Origin of the sequence: Caballeronia sp. S22, assembly GCF_964261745.1 — a bacterium.
GTDB lineage: Bacteria > Pseudomonadota > Gammaproteobacteria > Burkholderiales > Burkholderiaceae > Caballeronia > Caballeronia jiangsuensis.
Genome location: NZ_OZ180039.1, coordinates 992,859 through 1,015,561 on the forward strand (window position 1 = coordinate 992,859; position 22,703 = coordinate 1,015,561).

A 22,703-nucleotide genomic window follows, 5' to 3' on the forward strand; every position below is an offset into this window, starting at 1 on the left:
TCCGCTATTAGCGATACCTTTACATCCATCCTTGTCTTCGTGCCCTGGTCAACGAGTGGAGAGCCGCTTCGTGAAGAAAACATGGGTTTTCTCGTGCGTCGTTGTCGTCGGCGCGATCCTCGGCGGATGCAACAAGGGCGGATCGCAAAACGCCACCGAGGCATCGGGCGCATCCGCGAGTCAGGCTCCGGTTCAGCCGGCGCAAAACGCAAGCGAAGCGCCCGCCGCATCGGGCGCGGTAGGCACCGTCAACAAGACACAGTTGCCGGCGGAAGCGGGCGAGACACTGCGGCTCATCAAAGCGGGCGGACCTTTCCCTTTCGGCGAGGACGGCGTCCTGTTCCGTAACAGTTCGAACCTGCTACCGAAGCATCCGCGCGGCTATTACCACGCATACACGGTTCGCACGCCCGGTTCTACTGATCGCGGGCAGCGCCGCATCGTATGCGGCGGGCCGCGCAGGCAGGCCACGGAGTGCTATTACACCGAGGATTACTACGTCACCTTCAAGCGCATCGCCGAATGAGGTGTGCCGCGATGGGGAAGGATCGTGGAAGGGGTTTGAACACGACGAACTGCCGGATCGGTCGCCCGACCCGGCAGCATTCCCCGCATGTTGTCATTTCTACCGTCTTTATTGCGCCGCAGGCGACTTCACGCTCGGGGTCGCCAGCGTGTTATTGCTCGTAGTCGGTGCGGTGGTGCCCGACGTCGTGTTGCTGTTCGTGCTGCTCGGCAGGCCCGAGTTCGGCGCCCTCGCGCCCATGCCGCTGTCCGAGTTCGTCATGCCTGGCGTGCCATAGCCGCCTGTTGCACCGTTGACCTGATTTGCCGGGCTGGCTGTGCTGCCAGCCGAGCCCGCGCCGTTCGAGCCGCCAGCCGTTTGTGCATAAGCCCCCGCCGACAGGGCGAGTGCGGCCACAGCCGCCATCAAAGTGCTGATTGTGTTGCTCATGTTCCGTCCCTCCTAATCGGGCTGAAGTATGGACGCAGACGCTCGCCGCCTGCTTAACATGAACCCCGCAATCGCCGTGCCGCAGTTTTACAGCCCCTCTTACATTTCCGATTCGACAGTACACCGACACGAAAGCAATGCCCTTCAGAATCATCGAGTTCATGTCGATAACAAGCTATGGACACCTGTGATAACAACATCGTTGGCGCGTTCGAGCTTCGGATGATCGACGCTGACATCGCCCACATTCGACTCGCGATCGAAGCGGTTCTGCACGAGTCGAATTCGGCGCTTCCGATGTTGTATTGGCGCAGGCGGCTGGAGCATTTGCTGCGCAGCCGGCACCTTCTGCACCATCAGTTCTCGGCGGTAGCCGACCTGCTCACGAGGATCGAGAAGATCAGCGAAGCGGAGCGTGACGATGCGCCGACCGCAGTCGGCCGAGCATCTTCGTCACTCGCGCGCGCTATCGCCCGATAACATCGTTGGCCTCGTTTCGCCCGCGCTTTCTTTCGCGCTTGTCTTCGTACATCGCGGTATCGGCGAGGGCGATCGCCTGATCCGCGCTCACGAACCGCACCGCGACAGCACCGATGCTCAAGCCGAAAGCGCCCACCGGATGACGACCGGGCAAGCTCGTTCCACTTCCTGCCCGCGCAAAGCGCGCCCGAATCTCGGCCGCGATCCGGTTCGCCTCGTCGAGATCGGCGGGGCCCGGACCCACGAAGGCGAATTCATCGCCACCGATGCGCGCGAGCATATCCGTGTCGCGTGTGACGCTGGCAATACGCTCCGAGCAGTCCCTCAAATGACTGTCGCCGGCCGCGTGCCCGAACTCGTCGTTGATCTTCTTGAAATCGTCGAGATCGATCATGCCGACGATCACATATGAGCCATCTCTGGCGGCCCTCGCGAGCAGCCGTCCCAGTTCGTCCTGCAATGCGCGCCGGTTGGGCAGCCCCGTCAGCGTGTCCGTCAACGCGAACTTCGTCAGATATTCGTTGGAACGGCGCACTTCTTCGAGCAAGCGTTCACGCTCGATATGCTGCGCGATGATCTTCGAGAACAGGTTGAGCGCACTGCGCGCACGCGGCCCGATAGCCTGGCTTTTCCTGCTCGCGCCGCAGAGCGTGCCGATGATCAGTCCGTTGCTCGCGCATATCGGCGCACTCGCGTAGGTTTCGATGCCGAGCGCCCGGGCAGCCTGCGAGTCGCCCCACACTTCGCTGACGTTGGACGTGAAGCGGCGTCCATCCTCGATGCAGCGCTTGCAAAGCGTGTCCGACCAGGGCACCTCCAGTCCTTCATCGATGCGAAGCTCGCCCGTGTTGCGCGCGAAATCGACGAACTGAATCCCGGCGGCTTCATCGATGGAAGTCAGATAGACCGACTCCAGCCCCGTGACGATTTCAAGCATTTCAAGCAGCGGTCTCGTGAGCTGTTCCAGACTTTGCGCTGAAGCCACCGACTCCGAAAGCCGCTCAAGCATCAATTCCATAGGCACCTCGTTTAGCCTGAGAAACTGAATTGTAACGGTGCGGAAGTCGGCTTCGCTTAAAGGATCAGAACGCGTGCGTCATCCCGATTCGCGCCACCATCTGATGCGAATTCGACGACGGGCTCGCCGCGCCGGGAATGAACGCCGTATCGAGCGCCGTGCCCGTATTGCCGCCGCTCAGCTTCTGATAAACCAGTTGCGTATAAACGCCGGTGCGCTTCGACAAGAAGTATTGGGCCATCAGCCCGACCTGATTCCAGTGCATCGAGCTATCGATACCGCCGTGCTTCAGATGCGCCATCGTGTACGTGTACATGCCGGCGATCGACAAATCCGGTTGAATGTCGTACTTGGCGTTGAATTCGATGTTATCGAAACGCAGGCTCGCGTCATTCACCCCGAGATCCCCGAGATAAAGCGACGACACCGGCTGCTGCACGTTCACGTGGGTATAGACGAGACCCAGCGTCGCCGGCCCTGCTCCATAGCTCGCGCCGATACCGTAGATCTTCTGGTTCGCCGCGACGAAGCCCGCCTCATCCGAAGCCACGGCGCCCGTCGATGTCGCGCCTGGCGCCGCGAGGTTTTCATAGACGGCGCCGATCGTGAATGTCGCATAGCTGTACTTCAGCCCCGCGCTGTACATGCGATTGCCCGCGAATGCGCCGGCCTGATTGCTGAATCCGTATAGCGCGGTCGCCGTCACGCCGCCGTATTCGCCGCTCGTGAACTTGACCGAGTTGTTCGCATGAAACGTGGCGTCGGTATTGTCGTTATCGAGCGGATGCGAAAACAGATAACCGCCCCAGTAACCATTCGCCGTCATCGGCCCGATGATATCGGTCATCGAATCGAACTGGCGTCCGAACGTGAGCGTGCCGAGCGTATCAGATTGCAGTCCGACATAAGACTGATAACCGAATAGCCGCCCGTTGTAATAGGCGGCGCCGTTATCCAGCATGAAGCCGCTTTCCAGATCGAAGATCGCATGCAGTCCATCGCCGATATCTTCGCTGCCCTTTAGGCCCCATCGGCTCGTCACCAGATCGACGCTCGATGTCTGCCATGCCTTGTGTCCACCCGCGTTGCTCGTCAGATTGATGCCTTCGTCCAGCACGCCAAACAACGTCACACTGCTTTGCGCATGTACGGTGGCGCAGGCGAATAGCGATATCGCCGCGAGGACCATCTTCGAATTCATGCTGCTTGTCTCCAGCGTTTGAATGGTTTGAGTTCTTTATGTTTCCCGAGCGCGCGCGGCGCCCTGCCCGATTCACGAGCACATGCTTTTTTCGATTGAGGAATTCGAGCGTGAGGATCGCAACCGGAGCGCCGGACCCGGCGCTCCGTTGTGAAACGTGCAGCGTTATTCGACCTGTTCGCGACTACCCGCGAGATCCCGCGCGCGCGACGTCATCGTCACGTTCGCGCGGCGCACCGATGAGACGGCGTCCTTGCGGACCATGAACGGCGTCGGGTTCGGGAAAGCGCCACAGCATCGCCAGATACAGCATGCCGCCCACCACGAACGACACCGGCACGCTGAGATCGCAGCCGCCCGCGAGCGCGCCCAGCGGCCCGACGAACTGCCCCGGCAGATTCACGAACGCGAGACCGATCAACGCCGCCGGCAGCCACGCGCCCATCGCGCGCCAGTTCCAGCCATGCGAGAACCAGTAGTGGCCGCCGCGCCCGCCGCGGTTGAACACTTGCAGATCGTCCGCGAGATAGAAGCCGCCGCGCTGCACGAAGCCGATCACCATGATCGCCATCCACGGGCAACTGAACGTGCAGATGAGCGTCGAGAACGTCGCCACGCTTTCCACCAGGTTGAACGCGAAGCGGCCAACGAAGATGAAGCCGATGGCAAGCGTGCCGATCAGCGCCGTCGCACGCACGCGATTGAGGTACTTCGGAAACATGCTCGACATGTCGAGGCCCGTGCCGTAGAGCGCGGTCGTGCCCGTCGACATGCCGCCGATGATCGCGATGAGACACATCGGCAAGAGAAACCAGCGCGGCGACACCGCGAGCAGACCGCCCACGTAATCGTTCGAGCTGATGTAGGTCGGCGCCTGCGTCGCGATGATCGTCGCGGTCACGAGGCCGAAGAAGAACGGCACGAACGTCGCGATCTGCGCGGCGAACACGGCGCCCATCACGCGATGACGCGGCGTCGATTGCGGAATGTAGCGCGCCCAGTCGCCGAGCGTCGAAGCGAACGAAACCGGATTGCTGAGCGCCACGAGCGCCGCGCCGATGAACGCCGCCCAGAAGCCCGCGCCGCCGTGATGGAGCGTGCCCGCGTAATGCACGTCGAAGGCCTTCGCGAACGCGAACGCGCCGAGCACGAACATGAGGCTCGCCGCCCACACGGCGATCTTGTTCACCCACAGCATGAAGCGAAAGCCGTAGATGCACACGATCAGCACGAGCACAGCAAACACCATGTACGCGGTGCCGAGCGTCCACGGGTTGACCGGCAGGCCGACCATGTCGTGCGCGCCGCCGACGAGCGCATCGCCCGAACTCCACACCGCGAGCGAAAAGAACGCGACCGAGGTGAGCACCGCGAGAAACGAACCGACGATACGGCCATGAATGCCGAAGTGCGCGCCCGACGACACCGGATCGCTCGTGCCGTTGCGCGGCCCGAACAGGCTCATCGGCGCGAGAATGCAGGTGCCCGCGAGCACGCCGAGCACGATGGCCCACAGGCTCGCCTCGAACGAAAGCCCGACCAGAATCGGAAAGCTGCCGAGCACCGACGTCGAAAACGTGTTGCAGCCGCCGAACAGCAGCCGGAACAGATCGATCGGCCGCGCGTATCGCGAAGCGTCGGGAATGCGCTCGAAACCGAATGTTTCGACCTGCGTGATGCTGGTGTTGTCTGCCATGTTGTCTCGCTCCTTGAGGCGTCGTCCGGCATGCCGGTTCACGCACTATCGTTATCGGCGGTCATTCTGCTGCAGCGGAATGCGCGCCATATTGCGTAGTCAAAACGTTCACATCAGGTCCGGCCAATGTTTGGCCGCGCTCACACCTCTACTGCGTGTTCAGGCTCATCCATGAGCGACTCGCGCTCGCTCGCGCGCATGCCATAGACGCCGAGAAGGTCTTCACAGAAGGCCCGGACGATCGGCTTGTCGGCCATGCCGCGCTTCATCGCGAGATGCAGCGGCACGTCGAAGCCGAAGGCGGTACGCTTAAGCACCCGGATCAGGCCGCGCTGCTCGAACGGTTCGGCGTGATGCGTGGGCAGATAGCCGATATGACTGCCCGAAAGAATCAGCACGGTGGCCGCGTCGATGTTGTCCGCGATGGCCGTCACGCGGCGCTCGCCGATGCTCGCAAGCTCTTCGGGCACGGGATAGCTGCGCCAGATCCAGTCGTGCGCGCGCAGATCGTCGAACGTCACATGCGGGCCGGCATGAAAGAGCGGATGCCCGCGCCCGCAACAGATCACCTGCCGCTCGCTGAACAACCTGCTGTACGACAGCCCCGCAACGCGATGCCAGAAGTAGCCGATCGCGATATCGAGCTGCTGATTGACGAGGCTTTCTTCGAGTTCCTGCGGCGGCGCCACGTGCATCGCGAAACGCACGGCCTGATCGCGCTTGCGAAACGTGCCGATGGCTTCGGCGAGCCGCGCGTTCTCGACATGCGACGCCTGCCCGATCAAACCGATCGACAGCGTGCCCACGAGCTTGCGATCGATATCGCGCACCTGAGCGACGAACTGCGAAGTCGCGGCGACCAGCGAGCGCGCCGACGCGACGAAACGCTCGCCTTTCGACGTGAGCCGAAAGCCGCCGCGTCCGCGTTCGCAGAGCCGAAAGCCCATGCGCGCTTCGAGCGCGGACAACTGCGAGCTGATGGTCGACTGGCGCACGCCGAGCGTCGCTTCGGCGGCCGTGATGCCGCGCGCATCGACGACCGCAAGAAAGACGCGCACGAGGCGCAGGTCGAGATCGGAGGTATTGGAGAACATATGCTTGCGCCGCGCTCACATGGGAAAGCCCATCGCCTTGATGCCCTTGATCCACGCGCGCTTCCAGCCACCTTCTGCATCGGCGCCGTCGAACGCGTGGAAGGTCACCTTCGCGGCCAGCCATCGCACCGGCTCGGGCGGGATGTACGTCGGGCTTTGATTGGCGATGTCGAGCGCGCGCTCGGGGCTTTCGCGATCGAACAGGATGTTCAGGCCCATGAACGCGCCGAAGCGGCTCGCCGCCACGCCGAAACCCGTGTAGCCGGCGACAAACACCGCCTTGTCGCCGAGATAGCGCTTCGCGAACACCGAGCCGCGCGAGCAATAGTCGATCGGGCCACCCCACGCGTGCGAAAAGCGCACATCGCTCAATTGCGGGAAGGTCGTGTAGAACGCTTGCGCGAGCCGGTAGTACGTGTCGCGCTGCTGGTCGCTCGGCGGATTGGGATCGCCGTCGAAGTGATAGCTCACGAGGCCGCCGAAGATGATGTTGTTGTTCTTCGTGAGGCGGAAATAATTGAGCTGCGTGCGCGTGTCGTAAATGCCCTGGCGCTGCTTCCAGCCGATGCGCGACAGTTGTTCGTCGGTGAGCGGCTCGGTTGCGAGCACGTGATCGCGCACCTGCAACACACGGCGGTTGATGTCCGGAATGCCCACTTTCGCGGTGCCGCTGCCGAACACGACGCGCGGCGCGCGCACGGTGCCCGCCGGCGTCTTCACGAAGACGGTCTCGCCTTCGTCGCTTACGGTCATCAGCGGACTGTGTTCGTAGATCCGCACGCCGAGTTCGAGCGCCGCGCGCTTGAGACCCCACGCGAGCTTGGCCGGATGCACGATGCCGCTGCGGTTGCGCGACCAGAGCGCGCCCGCGAACAGCGGCGAATCGAGCTGTGCGCGCGTGGCCGCTGCGTCGAGCAGCAGGACATCATGGCCATAGGACTTGTGCAGATCGTAATCGGCACGCAGATGATCGACGTGATCCGGATCGACGGCCACCGTCATCTCGCCGTTCCACTCGATGTCGGCATCGATGCCGTAGCGCTTGAGCGTCGCCTCGAAGCCGTCGAGATTGCGCTGGCCGAACTCTTCGAGTTCCGCGATATCGTCCGGGAACACGCGTACCGCGTTGGGCAGTCCGTGCATCACCGATGTCGAGATGATGCCGCCCGCGCGCCCCGATGCGCCATGCGCGATCCGGCCTGCCTCGATCAGCACGACGTCGAGTTCGGGCATCAGCTCCTTCGCCTGCACCGCGGCCCACAGCCCGGTGAAGCCGCCGCCGACGATCAGCAGATCGGCGCGTATATCGCTCACGAGCGCCGGTTCCGCGGGCGGCTCGGCGGGATTGTCGAGCCAGTAAGGCATGAGGCGCGTGCGGGCGAGCGCTTCCTCGACGCTCAATTTGACTGACGTGCGACGCACGCCGCGCGACGCCTTCTGCGCGGGCGCGGCAATGTCGGCTTCGAAAAGTTGCGCGCTTTCGTTCATGACGTGTCTCCTCCTCGGGCGCGGCGCGCGACGGTTATTGCTGCGGTTCGAGCACGACGTAGAACTTCTTCGCGTCCTCGATCGTTTCCCAGCGGCCCGCGAAACCCGCGGGCAGAAGATAGCCCTGCCCCGCCGTGAATTCCTTGCGGCCGCCGTTCACGTCGATCAGCGCGATCCTGCCTTCGACGAGCCAGACCGCTTCGTCGGCCGTCGTCGCGGGGAAATCGACAGCGCCGGCCTTGCCTTCCCACCAGCCGATCACGTAGTTGCCGCTCTGGCCTTCGGCCGCGCGCCAGTCGCTTTCGTCCATGCCGTAGTCCAGCTTCGTGAACTGCCCGATGCCCTCGCCCAGCGGCGCGATGTCCTGAATCAGCTTGCTCATGTGCTTCCCTTGTTGCGTCGGTTTGAATTGAATCGGTGCGCCAAAGTTACCGATTCACGATGCCCCGGTATGCCCCCCCGCGGGGGGGACAAGCAGCGTTTAGCGAAGCGCGGGTAAATACCTAGATTTGCTGAAAACCCCTTCTGGCAAGGGCTATAACGCATGGTCTACAATCGAAGGGACTTTTCTTCGCGGCGCGCCATGCTGCTCAACGTACCCCCGCTCAATCAGGATCAAGCCGAGTTCGCGCTCTCGTTCAAGACGCTTGGCAAAGTCATCGAAGCTGTCGGCACACCGGATTTCGTGCCGCGTCTCACGCTGCTTCTCAATGAAGTCGTGCCGCTCAATGTCGTGCACATCGAGCGCTCGCGGGTGGACCGCAGCAAGCCCACGGGCTTTCGCTGCGAATGGATCGGCAGCAGCGGCGTGGGCATGGACACGGGCGTGATCTCCGAAGTCATGACGCTCTACTACGACCGCTTCTACGATACCGATCCGCTCTTCGCGGGCATTCGCGGCAAGATCGGCACGCTGCTCGTGGTGCGCGACATCGGCGCGATACCGCCCGGCGAATTTCGCCAGCGCCTCTTCGACGAAGCGCTGATCGCGCATGAATGCGTGCTCGCGCGCGGCACGCCTCACGCCCAGGATTCGATTGCGCTCGAACGCTCGCTCGACGCGCCGCCGTTCACGCTCGCCGAGATGAACCGCTTTCGCAACGTGAGCGAGTTCCTGTTTCCGCTGCTCGAGTTGCACGCATCGACGAGCGCGGCGAAACGCGTCGCGCATCCCACGTCGTTCCTGCATCCGCTCGCGCAGTTCGACGCGCGCATTGCCGCCGACGACGTGCGCCTGTCGAAACGCGAATACGAAATCTGCACGCATCTCATCACGGGCCGCACGGTGCCCGAGGCGGCGGAAATCATCGGTGTGCGCATCGGCACGGCCGAGTCGTATGTGAAGCGCGCGTTCGCGAAGCTCGGCGTGCGCACCAAGCGCGACCTGATCGCGTGGGGGCAGGCTTGCCCCCGTCTCACGGCCACCTGAAGCCCCGTTCACATCGAACCGGCTCGATGTGAACATTTCGACTTCGTGATTTGCGAGGCAGTCTCGTCGCCTAACATCGCCCCGTCCACATAACGATGACGGGAGACGAGCCCATGCAGCGTGAACTCAACCAGCCGCTCGGCGGCAACGACATGCCGCGCTTCGGCGGCATCGCGACCATGATGCGCCTGCCGCAGGCGAGCAGCACCGAAGGCCTCGACGCGTGTTTCGTCGGCGTGCCGCTCGATATCGGCACGTCCAACCGCTCGGGCGCGCGCTTCGGGCCGCGCCAGATCCGCTCGGAATCCGTGCTGCTGCGCCCCTACAACATGGCGACGCGCGCCGCGCCCTTCGATTCGCTGCAAGTGGCCGACATCGGCGATGTCGCCACCAATCCCTATGATTTGAAGGATTCGATCCGCCTGATCGAATCGGCCTATGACGCGATCGTCGCGAACGGCTGCCGTCCGATTACGCTCGGCGGCGATCACACGATCGCGTGGCCGATCCTGCGCGCGTTGCACAAGAAGTACGGCAAGGTTGCCGTGGTGCATGTCGATGCCCACGCCGACGTCAACGACACGATGTTCGGCGAGAAGATCGCGCACGGCACGCCGTTTCGACGCGCGGTGGAAGACGGTCTGCTCCAGTGCGACAAGGTCACGCAAATCGGCTTGCGCGGAACCGGCTACCACGCCGACGACTTCGACTGGTGCCGCGAACAGGGCTTCACCGTGGTGCAGGCCGAAGCGTGCTGGAACAGGTCGCTCGCGCCGTTGATGGAGGAAGTGCGCGCGCGCGTGGGCGATGCGCCCGTCTATCTGAGCTTCGATATCGACGGGCTCGACCCCGCGTTCGCGCCCGGCACCGGCACGCCCGAAGTGGGCGGTCTGACCGTGCAGCAAGGTCTCGAAATCGTGCGCGGCATGAAGGGGCTCAACGTCGTCGGTGCGGATCTCGTCGAGGTCTCGCCGCCTTACGATCAGGCCGGCACGACGGCGCTCGTCGGCGCCAATCTCGCGTTCGAAATGCTCTGCGTGATGCCGGGCGTCACTTACCGTCAAAGCACGCGAGGTTGAACATGGCTGCTCGACTCGAACGACATCCCGAAGACGGCTCGATCCTGCTGCCCGCCGCGACGATCGCGGGCACGCGCTATGGCGCATCGAACTGGGAAGCGGGCAACGCGATCCACGACGCATCGACGGGCGAGGTCATCGGCTGGCAGGAACACGCCGATGCCGCGCAAATCGATGCCGCCGTGCGTGCGGCGCGCGCCGCGCTCGATGCATGGCGCAACCGGACGCCCGCTGCGCGCGGCGAGGTGTTGCGCAAGATCGCCGAACTGCTCGCAACGGAGCGCGCGGCCCTCTCCGCGATGCAGCAGCAGGTAAGCGGCAAGCCGCCGCTCGAAGCCGACACCGACGTAAGCGACGCCATCGCCACGTTCGATTACTACGCGGACCTGTGCGCGGACGGTTCGCTCTTCGCCGCCGACGCGCTCGCATTGCCCGACGACACCGTGACGGGCGAGCGTCATTACGAAGCGGTTGGCGTGGCCGCGCTGATCGTGCCGTGGAATTTCCCGATGGTCACGACCTCGTGGAAGATCGCGCCCGCGCTCGCGGCGGGTTGTTCCGTGGTGCTGAAACCGTCCGAATTCACGTCGCCGGTCGAGCACCGGCTCGCGGAAATCATGACGGCGGCGGGTGTGCCCGATGGCGTCGTGAATCTCGTGAACGGCGGCGGCGAAGTGGGCGCGCGGCTCGCGGCGCATCCGCTCGTCGACAAGATTTCGTTCACGGGCAGCACGGCCGTGGGCCGCAAGGTCATGCAGAGCGCAGCGCAGGACATGAAGCGCGTGACGCTCGAACTCGGCGGGAAATCCGCGCTGATCGTGCGTGCCGACGCGGATATCGAACATGCGGTCGCGCTCGCGGTCGGCGGCGCGTTCACGAACGCGGGGCAGATGTGTTCGGCCACCTCGCGCATCATCGTGCACGACGATGTCTATCGCAAGTTCATGGCCGCCTTCGAAGCGGCGGTGCGCGCGCTCGTGGTCGGGTCGCCGCGGACGGAGAACGTCGCGATGGGCCCGCTCGTTTCCGGCGCGCAGCGCGCGCGCGTGCAAGCGCTGCTCGAACAAGGCGTGGCCGATGGCGCGAAGATCGCGTTCAGCGGCGCGCTCGACAGTGCCTGCGCGGAAGGCTTTTTCATGGCGCCCGTCGTCGTCGCGGAGCCGGATACGACGAACATGTTGTGGACGGAGGAAGTGTTCGGGCCGGTCGCGTGCGTGAAATCGTTCCGAACCGACGACGAAGCCATCGCGCTCGCGAACGACACGCGCTACGGACTCGTGGCGACGGTCGTCACGCGTGACGACGAAGCCGCACGCCGCTATCGCAATGCGCTGCGTGCGGGCCTCGTCTGGATCAACACACCGCAACTGATCTTCCCGCAAGTGTGCTGGGGCGGACTCGGTTTGAGCGGCATCGGCCGTGAACTGGGTGTTGCCGGATTGCGCAGCTATCAGGAGTTGCGTCATACCATCGTGTCACGATAGCGTCGCGCAAGCTCCTACAGTCGATAAGCTGTATATTCAATTTACAGTCGATGGGCTGTTTTGTACACAAACAGTCCATAAGCTGTAAAATGAATTTACAGCTTAAAGCCTGTAGGAGCACGCGGTGGACTATTCCCTGAAAACACTCGGCCAGCTCAGGCCGATCCTGCTCGGCTTCCGCAAGGCCGCGGGCCTGACGCAAGCGACCGTCGCGGAACGTCTGGGCGTCACACAGCAGACTTACGCGCAACTCGAAGCCAATCCCGCGGCCGTGAGCGTCGAGCGCCTGTTCAAGGTTCTGCGCGTGCTCGATGTCGAACTCGCGCTCACCCGAAGCGAATCCCCGCCGGCCGACCCGCCGCCCGTCCCCGCAAAAGCAACGCCGGCGCGCACCCGCCGCGCATCGCGGCAGACCGACGCCACGAAAAAGCGGGAGAACTGGTAATCATGGCGCGCCGCACGCAAACAGGACGGCTCGACCTGTGGATGAACGGTCTGCCCGTCGGATACTGGGAAAACGGCGCCGGCGGCGAAAGGCTCGTCTATCGCGAAGACTGGATCGCCGATGCGCAGGGCCGTCCGCTATCGCTGTCGCTGCCCTTTACGCCGGGCAATCAGCCGTGGCGCGGGCAGGTCGTCACGGATTTCTTCGACAACCTCCTGCCCGACAGCGAACCGATCCGCCGCCGCATCGCCACGCGCTTTCGCACCGGCGGCACGACGCCGTTCGAGTTGCTCGCGCAACTGGGCCGCGATTGCGTCGGCGCCATTCAGATGCTGCCGCCCGGCGAAGAGCCCGCCGATCTCGAAAGCATCAAGGGCCGCGCGCTCACCGAAGCGCAGATCGCGCGACTGTTGCGCGAAACGACAACCGCGCCGCAGCTCGGCCAACACGAAGCGGTCGACGACCTGCGCCTGTCCATCGCCGGCGCGCAGGAAAAGACCGCGCTCCTGCGTCACGGCAGGCGCTGGCTTCTGCCGGAAGGCAGCACCCCGACCACGCATATCTTCAAGCTGCCGCTCGGTCTCGTCGGTAACATGCGCGCCGACATGCGCACGTCGGTCGAGAACGAATGGCTCTGCTCGAAGATCGTCGCCGCGTATGGCCTGCCCATCGCGCGCTGCGAGATGGACCGGTTTGCGGATCAGAAGGTGCTGGTCGTCGAGCGCTTCGATCGCCGGCTGTCGAGCGACAAGTCGTGGATTCTGCGTCTGCCGCAGGAAGACATGTGTCAGGCCACCGGCACGCCCGCGCTGCACAAGTACGAATCAGACGGCGGCCCGGGCATCGAACGGATCATGGACGTGCTCTCCGGATCGACGCGCGCCGCGCAGGATCGCCGTCACTTTTTCCTGACGCAGCTGATCTTCTGGCTCCTCGCCGCGACCGATGGCCACGCGAAGAACTTCAGCATCGCGCATCTGCCCGGCAATCAGTACGAATCGACGCCGCTCTACGACGTGCTTTCGGCGCATCCGCTCATCGGCCGCGGGCCCGACAAGTTCGCCGCGCGACGCGTGCGGCTCGCGATGGCCGTGCGCGGCAAGAACGTCCACTATCTGATCGGCGAAATCCAGCGCCGGCACTGGATCGCGCAGGGACGGCGCGTCGGGCTCGCTGTCCCCGAAGTCGAATCGATGATCGACGATCTCGGCGCGCGCACGCCCGCGGTCATCGACGAAGTGGCCGCGCTTCTACCCGGCGACTTCCCGATGGACGTCGCCGACGCCATCTTCGACGGCATGCGCCGGCTCGCACGCAAGCTCGTTTGACGGGGTGCGCCGAGGCGTCGTTCATTTCGGCGGAGGCGCGGACGATGGACACTTCATGTCGGCGCCCTTCGCGCCATCGACATTCTTCAGCGAGACGAGCAGCCTGCTCCCCGTGTTCGCCGTGATGATGTGCCCGTAACTGACGGTCGGGATGAACTTGATATCGGGCGCGACGGAGACGGGCGGGGTTTGCGCGCCGTCGACGGTCAGGTCGAGTTCAACGGTGATCGAATCGATCGCGACGCCGTAGTTCTGCCCGTGTTCGGCTTGAGCCTTCTTGAAGTTGCACACACCGTCCAGGACATTCTGGAGCGCCGTCGGTATGTCCACCGACTTCCCCGGTGGAATGGGCGGCGTGTTGCAGGCGGCGAGGAGAATCGGTAAAGCCAGAACAGGCAGCGAGACGTACGCGCGCATCTGAATCTCCCAGCCCTTTGGAGAGGGCACAGTATCAGGCAAACGAGGCTTTTCGTCCATGCGGTTTCTTACTCACCATCCACGCGAATCCGGGAGACTGCCGGTTCATCGGCCGAGCACTGTCACGGCGGAAAATCGCGTCAGTTGCGAAACGTCGCGACTATCTCCCAGATAACGAATATCGGGCAGCCTGTCCAGCCGAACAGGGTCGGCGGCGAGGCCGCGAGCCACCAGGCGCTGCAGGACATCATGACGCAACCAGAAGAGCGTTCCGTCGTATATCGCCGGCAGATAGTTCGCCTCGAATTCGGCGACCGAATATATGCCGCTATCGCGGCTCCATAGGCCATGCGTTTCGATGACTTCCGGGCGCTCCTTGTTCAGATACTCGGCAAGCCCCGCATACCCGCGACGCGCCAGCGAAGGGTTGGTCAGGAGCCCCGAATCCAGAATGTCAAGACGTTCGCAGCACAACGCGGTGCCACCGACGTCCGGCGTCATGAACTTGAGCGTTGCTTGCCCCAGATGCTCGCGCAGATGATCGACCGATGTACCCGTCATCGCGTAGTTCTGTGGCGTGACACCGCGCCAGTCACCGGGAGATTCGCCCCACACTCGCTTTCGGATCTTGCCTCCGGCGGCATTCAATACGGACGGCAATACGCCGCGCATCGACGCACCGAGGATGATCGTGTCGACGTTTTCGCGCAGCACTGCAAGGTTGACCAGGAAGCTTCCACAAAGGCACAGCAATAGTCCGCGCAATACACGCGGTTGACGCATATCTGCGAAACGTTCCGCGAGAGCAAGGACGAACACGGGCAGCACCGCCACGAACATCCGCCCCGTATAACCCCAGTTTCTTCCCGATATCAGTGCGAACACGCCGAAGGCACATATCAGCAGTACGGGCATCGGATCAAGACGGCGCTCCTGAACGCGCTTCCGGCTCATATACATGCCAGCCAGAAACGCAGCGTTCACGAAGAGGAAATCCTCCAGCCCGCGCAGCTTTTCCGCTACGCCCTCCCAGCCCTTTCTACTGTAGGGCACCTGAAGCTTGGCCAGGATGGTATTCGGCACAAGCGCTCCGAAGACCCAATACCTCCAGATCGTCAGCAGCAGAAAAGAAAGCATGAGCCACGCGCACATTCGAATGGCACGCGGACGATCGTGCGGGCAAAACGCGACCATCCAGCCAAGCGCGAAACCCAGATAGAACACCGCCTCGAAGCGGACCAGCAACAGAAGCGGCAACAGGGCAAGGGCGAACGTCGATTGCGCGCGCCAGCAGAGCACGAATGCAGACAGCAGCAACGCAAAGACCGTCATTTCCATGCCATTGACGATCTCGGCCTGACAGGCCGGCAGCAGCCCAAGCAGGCTCACCACGATGAGGCGATGCGTCGGGCTCGGCAGGAACGGTTGAAGTGCGCGCCACACGAGCACCAAAGTAGCGCTCAGTGCGATGAAGGAGAGCAATTGCGCCGTCCTGATCGCTTCGAGAAAGCCTGGCTGAAGCAGCCACTGCCCCATCGCCAGCATCGCCGTCATGAGCAGGCTCGACGTACCTTCGGCCGACACCGAAGCGGGCGTCAATGCGAACAATCCGTACCGTCCGAGTGTGCGCGCATAGGCCACGGTGATGGCGCCGTCATCCCAGCCATAGGGGCCGACGAGCGCTATCGCTGTCAACGAAAGCGCCGCATACGCGACAACGAAGAGGAACCCGGTGGCTCCCGCTCTCGCCTCGATCCTGTATGTACGGTGCTCGGGCATAGTCCGTCGGCGCAAATGACATGACGGATGATACATCGGGCAATAGCGGGCGAACCCCGAAGTCTCAGAAAGCAGTGCGATCACGCAGACGCTTCTTCAAGACCGTTCCAGCTCCTCGAACAACCAGTCCTGAAAACTGCGCACCTTCGGCAAGTCCGCGCACGACTTGAGCAGATTGAGCGTATAGCCATTGACCTTGAGTCCGTCGAAGCCGAACGGCGCGACGAGCCGCCCCGTCTCCAGCTCGCGCTGCACCAGAAGTAAGCTCTCCAGACACACGCCCCCGCCATCCGTCGCCGCGCTGATCGCCATGAACGAGCGATCGAAACGCGGCCCGCGTGAGATATCGATCGGCGTCTTGCGATGCAGCCGCATGAAGTCGCGCCAGCCGACCAGACATCCCTCGCTGTGAATGAGCGTGTGATGGCGCAGGTCCGCGACAGTGCGTATCGGATGCTCGCCTTCGAGCATCGTCGGTGAGCACAGCGGCACGATCGTTTCGGTAGGCAGATCGAGCACCATCGTTCCCGCCGGCTGCAAGCGGCGCGCGCCATAACGCAAATCGATATCCACCGCCTCGCGCGTCAGGTCCACCGGATCGTTGGATGCATTCAGCCGCAAGTCGATATCCGGATGCAGCGCCGAAAAGCGCGCGAGCCGCGGCATCAGCCATTGCGTCGCGAAGCTCGGCGTCGAATGCAGCGTGAGGATGTCGCTCTTGGCCACGCGCCCGATATCGCGCGTCGCCTTGTCGATGCGCGCGAACGCCGCGCCGACCTCCTCCGCATAGCGCCGCCCGCTGTCGGTCAGGATCACCGTCCGGTGCATGCGATGAAAGAGCCGCACGCTCAGTTGCTCCTCCAGCAATTTGATCTGATGACTGACCGCCGAAGGGGTCACGAAAAGCTCGTCCGCAGCAAGCGAGAACGACGAAAGCCTCGCGGCGGCCTCGAAAGCCTGTATGGACTTGAGCGTGACTCGATGTTGCATTGCAGTGATCGCATGAATTCAGTTCAACGATCAGCCACTTTAATTCGTTTGAGCGCGCGTCATCAAGCGAATACGCTTCATATACGGGCCTGACGCACCAAACAAGGGAATACCCGGATCGCAGGCGCACCCGACAAAAGCAAACAGGAGACATCGCCGTGAACACGAGCATCACGCAGCTCGCGGAACATGCTCATCGCATCCGCCGCAACGCGCTACTCATGGGTGAAGTGCAGGGCCAGGGCTATATCGGCCAGGCACTCGATATCGCCGATGTGCTGGCCGTCGCCTACTTCGGCGCGATGAACTACCGCCCCGAAGACCCCGACTGGGAAGAGCGCGACCGCTTCCTGCTCTCGAACGGCCACTATGCGATCGCGCTGTACGCCGCGCTTTTCGAAGCGGGCATCCTGCCGCAGGAAGAACTCGAAACCTACGGCAGCGACGACAGCCGCCTGCCGATGTCCGGCATGGCGAGCTATACGCCGGGCATGGAGATGTCGGGCGGATCGCTCGGGCAAGGACTCACGATTGCAGTAGGCCGTTGTCTGGGTCTGAAGCGCAAGGGCTCGAAGTCCTTCGTCTACACGCTCTTCTCCGATGGCGAACTCGACGAAGGTTCCGTCTGGGAAGGCCTCATGTCCGCCGCGCACTGGAAGCTCGACAACCTCATCGCGATGGTCGATGTGAACAATCAGCAAGCCGATGGCCCCTCGACGCAGATCATGGCGTTCGAGCCGCTCGTCGAGAAGCTCGAAGCGTTCGGCTGGTACGTGCAACGCATCGACGGCAACGATATCGACGCCGTGAAGCAAGCCTTCGACAACGCACGCAATTTGAAGGATGCGAAGCCGCGCATCATCGTGTGCGATACGAAGATGGGCTCCGGCGTGCCGTTCCTCGAAGAGCGCGAGAAGAATCACTTCATCCGCGTCGATCCGCACGAGTGGCAACTCGCGCTCGAAGCACTGGAAGCCGGGAGAAACGCATGAGCACCGTAGCGAAGAAGCCGCGCCTGAAGACATCGGCGATGATCGCGTCCATCGCGGGCGAAGGACAGGTCACGCGTTCCGCGCCGTTCGGCCACGCGCTCGCGGAACTCGCGCGCAACAACGCGAATGTCGTCGGCATGACGGCCGACCTCGGCAAGTACACCGACCTGCATATCTTCGGAAAGGAGTTTCCCGAACGCTATTACCAGATGGGCATGGCCGAACAACTGTTGATGGGCGCGGCGGCGGGCATGGCGCATGAAGGCGCGCAACCGTTCGTCACGACCTATGCCGTGTTCGCGACGCGACGCGCTTATGACTTCATCCATCAGACGATCGCTGAAGACAATCTCGACGTGAAGATCGTCGCCGCGCTGCCGGGTTTGACGACCGGTTACGGCCCGAGCCATCAGGCCGCCGAAGACCTCGCATTGATGCGCGCGATGCCGAACATGACCGTGATCGATCCGTGCGATGCGCTCGATATCGAGCAGATGGTGCCCGCCATCGCCGCACACAAAGGCCCGGTGTATGCGCGCCTTCTGCGCGGCAACGTGCCCGCCGTGCTCGACGAATACGGCTATCGCTTCGAGCTCGGCAAAGCCAAGCTGCTGCGCGACGGCGCCGACGTGTTGCTGGTGTCCTCCGGGATCATGACCATGCGCTCCCTCGAAGCCGCGAAAGCGCTCGAACAGGACAACGTCGACGTCGCCGTGCTGCACGTGCCGACCATCAAGCCGCTCGACACCGCCACCATTCTGCGCGAGGCGAAGCGCACCGGCCGCATGGTCGTCGTCGCGGAGAACCATAGCGTGATCGGCGGTCTCGGCGAAGCGGTCGCGCGCACCTTGCTCGGCGCGGGCGTGACGCCGGCGTTCCGCCAGATCGCCTTGCCCGACGCCTTCCTCGACGCCGGCGCATTGCCCACGCTACACGATCGCTACGGCATTTCCACCGAAGCGATGTGCAACACCATCAAAGGCTGGCTCGGCTGAGCCGTCATCACTCGTCCCGAACAACTTCATCATCGATCAGGAGCACACCATCATGTCAGAGTCGCGTCTTCTCGAAGGCAAGGTCGCCGTCATTTCCGGAGCGGCATCGCCGCGAGGAATCGGCATGGCGACCGCCCGCATGTTCGCGAAGCACGGCGCGAAAGTCGCCATTCTCGATCTCGACGAAGCCGCCGCGCGCGAAGCCGCCAGCGAAATCGGACCGGAGCATCGCGGCTATGCGTGCAACGTCACCGACCGCGCCGCCTGCGATAAAGCCGTGCAACAAGTCATCGCGGATTTCGGCGTCATCGACGTGCTCATCAATAACGCGGGCATCACGCAGGCCGTGAAGCTGCTCGACATCGACGCGCAAAGCTGGGACCGCGTCCTCGACGTGAATCTGCGCGGCGTGCTGTATCTCTCGCAGGCGGTCGTGCCGCAGATGAAGCGTCAGGGCAGCGGCTCGATCGGCTGCATGTCATCGGTATCGGCGCAGCGCGGCGGCGGCATTCTCGGCGGCCCGCATTATTCCGCGGCCAAAGCGGGCGTGCTCGGTCTCGCCAAGGCGATGGCGCGCGAGCTCGGCAACGACGGCATCCGCGTGAACTGCGTGACGCCCGGCCTGATCCAGACCGACATCAACGCGGGCAAGATCAGCGACGAAAAGCGCGTCGAGATTCTCGCCGGCATTCCGCTCAACCGTCTCGGCGGACCGGACGACGTGGCGGGCGCATTCCTGTTCCTCGCGTCGCCGATTTCGTCCTATATCACCGGCGCCGTGATCGATGTGAACGGAGGCATGCTGATCCACGGCTGACGCAGTATCGGAGACACGCGCCGTCGAGAGCGCGTGCTCCACGCAGACAAAACCGATCGCCATAACCAGGTTTGGAGGAGCACATCATGACCACCCGCTCGATCAAAAGCGGCATCGACAGGCGCACGTTCCTGAAGACGGGCGCCACCATCGCCGCAGCCGCGCCGCTCTGGAGCCTCACGACGCGCAAGGCGTCGGCGGCCGACTTCTCGTACAAGCTCGCGACGGGCCAGGACCCGACGCATCCGGTGAACATCCGCGCGCAGCAGGCCTGCGACAAGATTCGCGAAGCCACCGGCGGCAAGCTCGACATCAAGCTGTTCCCGGCGAACCAGCTCGGCTCCGACACGGACCTGCTCTCGCAGGTGCGCAGCGGCGGCGTCGAGTTCTTCAATCTCGCCTCGTCGATTCTCGCGACGCTCACGCCCGCCGCGGGCATCGTCAACACGGGTTTCGCGTTCCCCGATTACGACCACGTCTGGAAAGCGATGGACGGCGATCTCGGCGGCTATGTCCGCTCGCAGGTCGAGAAGTCCGGCATTCTCGCGGTGTCGAAACCGTGGGACAACGGCTTTCGCCAAATCAGCTCGTCCACGCGCGTCGTGAAGACGCCCGCCGATCTGAAGGGCTTCAAGATTCGCGTGCCGCAAGCGCCGATGCTCACCTCGCTCTTCAAGTCGCTCGATGCGGGCCCGGCGCCCATCAACTTCAACGAGCTCTACTCGGCGCTGCAAACCGGCGTGGTGGAAGGCCAGGAGAATCCGCTGCCGATCATCGCGACGGCCAAGCTCTACGAAGTGCAGAAGTCCATCAGCCTGACCTCGCACGTGTGGGACGCGTACTGGATTCTCGGCAATCGTCGCGCGTGGCAGGCGCTGCCCGCCGACATGCGCGCCATCGTCACGCGCGAATTCGACGCCGCCGGCATGCTGCAACGCGCGGACATCGCCCAGCTCAACGGCTCGTTGCGCGATCAGTTGAAGGGCAAAGGCATCAACATCGTGGATGTGGACCGCGAGGCCTTCCGCGGCGCGCTCAAGAAGACCAGCTTCTATAGCGACTGGAAAGCCAAGTACGGCGATCAAGGCTGGGGCACGCTCGAAAAGTACACCGGAAAACTGGTATGAAAGCCATGCACACGATCCCGCTTCCGCATCCGGCGCCACACCGCGTCGCCGCGTTTCTCGACACCTGGCTCGGCCACTGCGTGGAGATTCCCGCCGCGCTGCTGGTCCTGGCCGAGATCGTGGTGCTGTTCGCCGGCGTGACGAGCCGCTATGCGCTGCACACGCCGCTCGTCTGGTCCGACGAACTCGCGTCGATGCTGTTCCTGTGGCTCGCGATGCTGGGCGCGGTCGTGGCGCTGCGGCGCGGCGAGCACATGCGCATGACGGCGCTGGTCGGCATGGCCTCGCCGGGCGTGCGCGCGTTTCTCGATGTCATCGCGATCGCCGCGCCGCTCGCGTTCCTGCTGATGGTGATCGGACCGGCGGTGGACTTCGCGCAGGACGAATCGTTCATCACGACGCCCGCGCTCGATATCGCCAACTCGTGGCGCGCCGCCGCGTTGCCGATCGGCGCGGGCCTGATGCTGCTCGTCGCGTGCCTGCGGCTCGTGCGCGTGGGGAACTGGAAGCTCACCATCGGCGCGCTCGCGCTCGTGGCCGCGGTCGCCGTCGCGTTCTATGCGGCGAGTCCGCTGCTCAAAGGCCTCGGCAATCTCAACCTGCTGATCTTCTTCGTCGGCCTCGTCGCGCTGTGCGTGCTCTCGGGCGTGCCCATCGCGTTCTCGTTCGGTCTCGCGACCTTCGGGTATCTCGCGCTCACCACGAGCACGCCGCTCGTCGTGGTCGTCGGGCGCATGGACGAAGGCATGTCGCATCTGATCCTGCTTTCCGTGCCGCTCTTCGTGTTCCTCGGCCAGTTGATCGAGATGACAGGCATGGCCAACGCGATGATCGCGTTCCTCGCCAGCATGCTCGGCCACGTGCGCGGCGGCCTGTCGTACGTGCTCGTCGGCGCGATGTATCTGGTGTCGGGCATCTCCGGCTCGAAAGCGGCCGACATGGCGGCGGTCGCGCCCGTGCTGTTTCCCGAGATGAAGGCGCGCGGCGCGAAGCCGGGCGATCTCGTCGCGCTGCTCGCGGCCACCGGCGCGCAGACCGAAACCATCCCGCCGAGTCTCGTGCTCATCACGCTCGGCTCGGTGACGGGCGTGTCGATCTCGGCGCTCTTCACGGGCGGCATGCTGCCCGGCATCGTGCTCGCGGTGACCTTGTGCACGGTCGTCTGGTGGCGTTATCGCAGCGACGATCTCTCCGGCGTGAAGCGCGCGACCCGCAAGGAGATCGTGCGCAAGCTCGCGATCGCCCTGCCCGCGCTCGCGCTGCCCTTCGTGATTCGCGCGGCCGTGGTCGAAGGCATCGCCACGGCGACGGAAGTATCGACCATCGGCATCGGCTATGCGGTGATCGCGGGTCTGTTGATCTATCGCCGCTTCGAATGGGGCCGCTTGAAGCCGATGCTGATCGATACCGCCGCGCTCTCCGGCGCGATCCTGCTGATCATCGGCGCGGCGACGAGCATGGCGTGGGCGCTCACGCAATCGGGCTTCTCGGGCCAGCTCGCGCGCACGATGGGCGCGCTGCCCGGCGGCACATGGATGTTCATGGCGGCGTCGATACTCGTGTTCATCGTGCTCGGCAGCGTGCTGGAAGGCATTCCCGCGATCGTGCTGTTCGGCCCGCTGATGTTCCCGATCGCGCGCCAGATGGGCATCAACGACGTGCACTACGCGATGGTCGTGATCCTCTCGATGGGCGTGGGCCTGTTCGCGCCGCCGTTCGGCGTCGGCTACTACTCGGCCTGCGCGGTGAGCCGCATCCATCCGGATGAAGGCATGAAGCCGATCGTCGGCTATATCGCGGCCCTGATCGTCGGGCTGATTTTCGTCGCCGCGATTCCGTGGATCTCCACGGGCTTCCTGAAATAAATTCCGTTCAACGCTCAGTGATGC

22 protein-coding genes are annotated in these 22,703 nt (G+C 63.7%); 12 read left to right on the forward strand and 10 right to left on the reverse strand.

Annotated elements, in window-relative coordinates; genetic code table 11:
• Positions 1-70 precede the first annotated feature (70 nt).
• Positions 71-526 carry a ribonuclease gene (locus tag ACEN42_RS36320; protein ID WP_371882459.1) on the forward strand — a complete coding sequence of 152 codons (456 nt, stop codon included), beginning with the start codon at positions 71-73 and terminating at the stop codon, positions 524-526.
• A 108-nt stretch (positions 527-634) separates the two neighbouring features.
• Here ACEN42_RS36320 and ACEN42_RS36325 read toward each other — a convergent pair whose 3' ends face one another.
• On the reverse strand, positions 635-955 hold the full coding sequence (locus tag ACEN42_RS36325) for a hypothetical protein (protein ID WP_371882460.1): 321 nt from the start codon (positions 953-955) through the stop codon (positions 635-637).
• Between the two features lie 222 nt (positions 956-1,177).
• Here ACEN42_RS36325 and ACEN42_RS36330 point away from each other — a divergent pair, with 222 nt between their 5' ends.
• A complete protein-coding gene (locus ACEN42_RS36330; RefSeq protein WP_374191223.1) occupies positions 1,178-1,435 on the forward strand; it encodes a hypothetical protein in 258 nt (85 codons plus the stop codon).
• Here ACEN42_RS36330 and ACEN42_RS36335 read toward each other — a convergent pair.
• From ACEN42_RS36335 to ACEN42_RS36360, 6 genes are all read right to left on the reverse strand, one after another.
• Positions 1,422-2,453, reverse strand: coding sequence for a sensor domain-containing diguanylate cyclase (locus ACEN42_RS36335; protein ID WP_187602982.1), 1,032 nt, complete (start codon positions 2,451-2,453; stop codon positions 1,422-1,424). The two genes, ACEN42_RS36330 and ACEN42_RS36335, sit on opposite strands and share 14 nt — an antisense overlap.
• A gap of 64 nt (positions 2,454-2,517) precedes the next feature.
• Positions 2,518-3,654 (reverse strand): porin, encoded by a 1,137-nt coding sequence (locus tag ACEN42_RS36340; RefSeq protein ID WP_371882462.1) that lies wholly within the window; start codon positions 3,652-3,654, stop codon positions 2,518-2,520.
• A gap of 184 nt (positions 3,655-3,838) precedes the next feature.
• Complete coding sequence (locus ACEN42_RS36345) at positions 3,839-5,350, reverse strand: cytosine permease (protein ID WP_250487588.1); 1,512 nt, start codon at positions 5,348-5,350, stop codon at positions 3,839-3,841.
• Positions 5,351-5,490: 140 nt separating this feature from the next.
• Complete coding sequence (locus tag ACEN42_RS36350) at positions 5,491-6,444, reverse strand: LysR family transcriptional regulator (RefSeq protein ID WP_371882463.1); 954 nt, start codon at positions 6,442-6,444, stop codon at positions 5,491-5,493.
• 15 nt (positions 6,445-6,459) lie between these two features.
• Complete coding sequence (locus tag ACEN42_RS36355) at positions 6,460-7,932, reverse strand: NAD(P)/FAD-dependent oxidoreductase (RefSeq protein ID WP_371882464.1); 1,473 nt, start codon at positions 7,930-7,932, stop codon at positions 6,460-6,462.
• A gap of 34 nt (positions 7,933-7,966) precedes the next feature.
• Positions 7,967-8,314, reverse strand: a complete 348-nt coding sequence (locus ACEN42_RS36360) for a cupin domain-containing protein (protein ID WP_187602978.1) — start codon at positions 8,312-8,314, stop codon at positions 7,967-7,969.
• Positions 8,315-8,515: 201 nt separating this feature from the next.
• Here ACEN42_RS36360 and ACEN42_RS36365 point away from each other — a divergent pair, with 201 nt between their 5' ends.
• The 5 genes from ACEN42_RS36365 (at position 8,516) to ACEN42_RS36385 (ending at position 13,697) form a co-directional block, all read left to right on the forward strand.
• On the forward strand, positions 8,516-9,361 hold the full coding sequence (locus ACEN42_RS36365; RefSeq protein WP_035504910.1) for a helix-turn-helix transcriptional regulator: 846 nt from the start codon (positions 8,516-8,518) through the stop codon (positions 9,359-9,361).
• A 113-nt stretch (positions 9,362-9,474) separates the two neighbouring features.
• Positions 9,475-10,440, forward strand: a complete 966-nt coding sequence (gene speB, locus ACEN42_RS36370; RefSeq protein ID WP_371882465.1) for an agmatinase — start codon at positions 9,475-9,477, stop codon at positions 10,438-10,440.
• Positions 10,441-10,442: 2 nt separating this feature from the next.
• Entirely contained in the window at positions 10,443-11,924 is a 1,482-nt protein-coding gene (locus tag ACEN42_RS36375) for an aldehyde dehydrogenase family protein (protein WP_371882466.1), read from the forward strand.
• Between the two features lie 124 nt (positions 11,925-12,048).
• Entirely contained in the window at positions 12,049-12,369 is a 321-nt protein-coding gene (locus ACEN42_RS36380) for a helix-turn-helix transcriptional regulator (protein ID WP_371882467.1), read from the forward strand.
• On the forward strand, positions 12,369-13,697 hold the full coding sequence (locus ACEN42_RS36385) for a type II toxin-antitoxin system HipA family toxin (RefSeq protein ID WP_238287840.1): 1,329 nt from the start codon (positions 12,369-12,371) through the stop codon (positions 13,695-13,697). The genes ACEN42_RS36380 and ACEN42_RS36385 overlap by 1 nt, the downstream gene beginning before the upstream one ends.
• Positions 13,698-13,718: 21 nt before the next feature.
• On the opposite strand, the gene ACEN42_RS36390 is transcribed toward ACEN42_RS36385, so the two are convergent.
• From ACEN42_RS36390 to gcvA, 3 genes are all read right to left on the reverse strand, one after another.
• Positions 13,719-14,114 carry a hypothetical protein gene (locus ACEN42_RS36390; RefSeq protein ID WP_187602975.1) on the reverse strand — a complete coding sequence of 132 codons (396 nt, stop codon included), beginning with the start codon at positions 14,112-14,114 and terminating at the stop codon, positions 13,719-13,721.
• A 105-nt stretch (positions 14,115-14,219) separates the two neighbouring features.
• Positions 14,220-15,977: a hypothetical protein gene (locus ACEN42_RS36395; RefSeq protein WP_371882468.1), complete on the reverse strand. Its 1,758-nt coding sequence runs from the start codon at positions 15,975-15,977 to the stop codon at positions 14,220-14,222.
• Between the two features lie 12 nt (positions 15,978-15,989).
• Positions 15,990-16,883, reverse strand: a complete 894-nt coding sequence (gene gcvA, locus ACEN42_RS36400; RefSeq protein WP_371882469.1) for a transcriptional regulator GcvA — start codon at positions 16,881-16,883, stop codon at positions 15,990-15,992.
• Between the two features lie 221 nt (positions 16,884-17,104).
• On the opposite strand from gcvA, the gene ACEN42_RS36405 reads away from it, so the two are divergent.
• From ACEN42_RS36405 to ACEN42_RS36425, 5 genes are all read left to right on the forward strand, one after another.
• Positions 17,105-17,875: a transketolase gene (locus ACEN42_RS36405; RefSeq protein ID WP_238287838.1), complete on the forward strand. Its 771-nt coding sequence runs from the start codon at positions 17,105-17,107 to the stop codon at positions 17,873-17,875.
• Complete coding sequence (locus tag ACEN42_RS36410; protein ID WP_371882470.1) at positions 17,872-18,870, forward strand: transketolase family protein; 999 nt, start codon at positions 17,872-17,874, stop codon at positions 18,868-18,870. The genes ACEN42_RS36405 and ACEN42_RS36410 overlap by 4 nt, the downstream gene beginning before the upstream one ends.
• A 52-nt stretch (positions 18,871-18,922) precedes the next feature.
• Positions 18,923-19,687, forward strand: a complete 765-nt coding sequence (locus ACEN42_RS36415; RefSeq protein ID WP_250487582.1) for an SDR family NAD(P)-dependent oxidoreductase — start codon at positions 18,923-18,925, stop codon at positions 19,685-19,687.
• Between the two features lie 86 nt (positions 19,688-19,773).
• Positions 19,774-20,814 carry a TRAP transporter substrate-binding protein gene (locus ACEN42_RS36420; protein WP_035509515.1) on the forward strand — a complete coding sequence of 347 codons (1,041 nt, stop codon included), beginning with the start codon at positions 19,774-19,776 and terminating at the stop codon, positions 20,812-20,814.
• A 5-nt stretch (positions 20,815-20,819) separates the two neighbouring features.
• Positions 20,820-22,679 carry a TRAP transporter large permease subunit gene (locus tag ACEN42_RS36425; protein ID WP_238287835.1) on the forward strand — a complete coding sequence of 620 codons (1,860 nt, stop codon included), beginning with the start codon at positions 20,820-20,822 and terminating at the stop codon, positions 22,677-22,679.
• The last annotated feature ends 24 nt before the right edge of the window (positions 22,680-22,703 follow it).

Bases quoted from the DNA above. Each gene is read 5' to 3' on its own strand.
- ACEN42_RS36325 (WP_371882460.1), bottom strand. From the start codon at position 955: ATGAGCAACACAATCAGCACTTTGATGGCGGCTGTGGCCGCACTCGCC.
- ACEN42_RS36330 (WP_374191223.1), top strand. From the start codon at position 1,178: ATGATCGACGCTGACATCGCCCACATTCGACTCGCGATCGAAGCGGTT.
- ACEN42_RS36335 (WP_187602982.1), bottom strand. From the start codon at position 2,453: ATGGAATTGATGCTTGAGCGGCTTTCGGAGTCGGTGGCTTCAGCGCAA.
- ACEN42_RS36340 (WP_371882462.1), bottom strand. From the start codon at position 3,654: ATGAATTCGAAGATGGTCCTCGCGGCGATATCGCTATTCGCCTGCGCC.
- ACEN42_RS36345 (WP_250487588.1), bottom strand. From the start codon at position 5,350: ATGGCAGACAACACCAGCATCACGCAGGTCGAAACATTCGGTTTCGAG.
- ACEN42_RS36350 (WP_371882463.1), bottom strand. From the start codon at position 6,444: ATGTTCTCCAATACCTCCGATCTCGACCTGCGCCTCGTGCGCGTCTTT.
- ACEN42_RS36355 (WP_371882464.1), bottom strand. From the start codon at position 7,932: ATGAACGAAAGCGCGCAACTTTTCGAAGCCGACATTGCCGCGCCCGCG.
- ACEN42_RS36360 (WP_187602978.1), bottom strand. From the start codon at position 8,314: ATGAGCAAGCTGATTCAGGACATCGCGCCGCTGGGCGAGGGCATCGGG.
- ACEN42_RS36365 (WP_035504910.1), top strand. From the start codon at position 8,516: ATGCTGCTCAACGTACCCCCGCTCAATCAGGATCAAGCCGAGTTCGCG.
- speB (WP_371882465.1), top strand. From the start codon at position 9,475: ATGCAGCGTGAACTCAACCAGCCGCTCGGCGGCAACGACATGCCGCGC.
- ACEN42_RS36375 (WP_371882466.1), top strand. From the start codon at position 10,443: ATGGCTGCTCGACTCGAACGACATCCCGAAGACGGCTCGATCCTGCTG.
- ACEN42_RS36390 (WP_187602975.1), bottom strand. From the start codon at position 14,114: ATGCGCGCGTACGTCTCGCTGCCTGTTCTGGCTTTACCGATTCTCCTC.
- gcvA (WP_371882469.1), bottom strand. From the start codon at position 16,883: ATGCAACATCGAGTCACGCTCAAGTCCATACAGGCTTTCGAGGCCGCC.
- ACEN42_RS36405 (WP_238287838.1), top strand. From the start codon at position 17,105: ATGGGTGAAGTGCAGGGCCAGGGCTATATCGGCCAGGCACTCGATATC.
- ACEN42_RS36410 (WP_371882470.1), top strand. From the start codon at position 17,872: ATGAGCACCGTAGCGAAGAAGCCGCGCCTGAAGACATCGGCGATGATC.
- ACEN42_RS36415 (WP_250487582.1), top strand. From the start codon at position 18,923: ATGTCAGAGTCGCGTCTTCTCGAAGGCAAGGTCGCCGTCATTTCCGGA.
- ACEN42_RS36420 (WP_035509515.1), top strand. From the start codon at position 19,774: ATGACCACCCGCTCGATCAAAAGCGGCATCGACAGGCGCACGTTCCTG.
- ACEN42_RS36425 (WP_238287835.1), top strand. From the start codon at position 20,820: ATGCACACGATCCCGCTTCCGCATCCGGCGCCACACCGCGTCGCCGCG.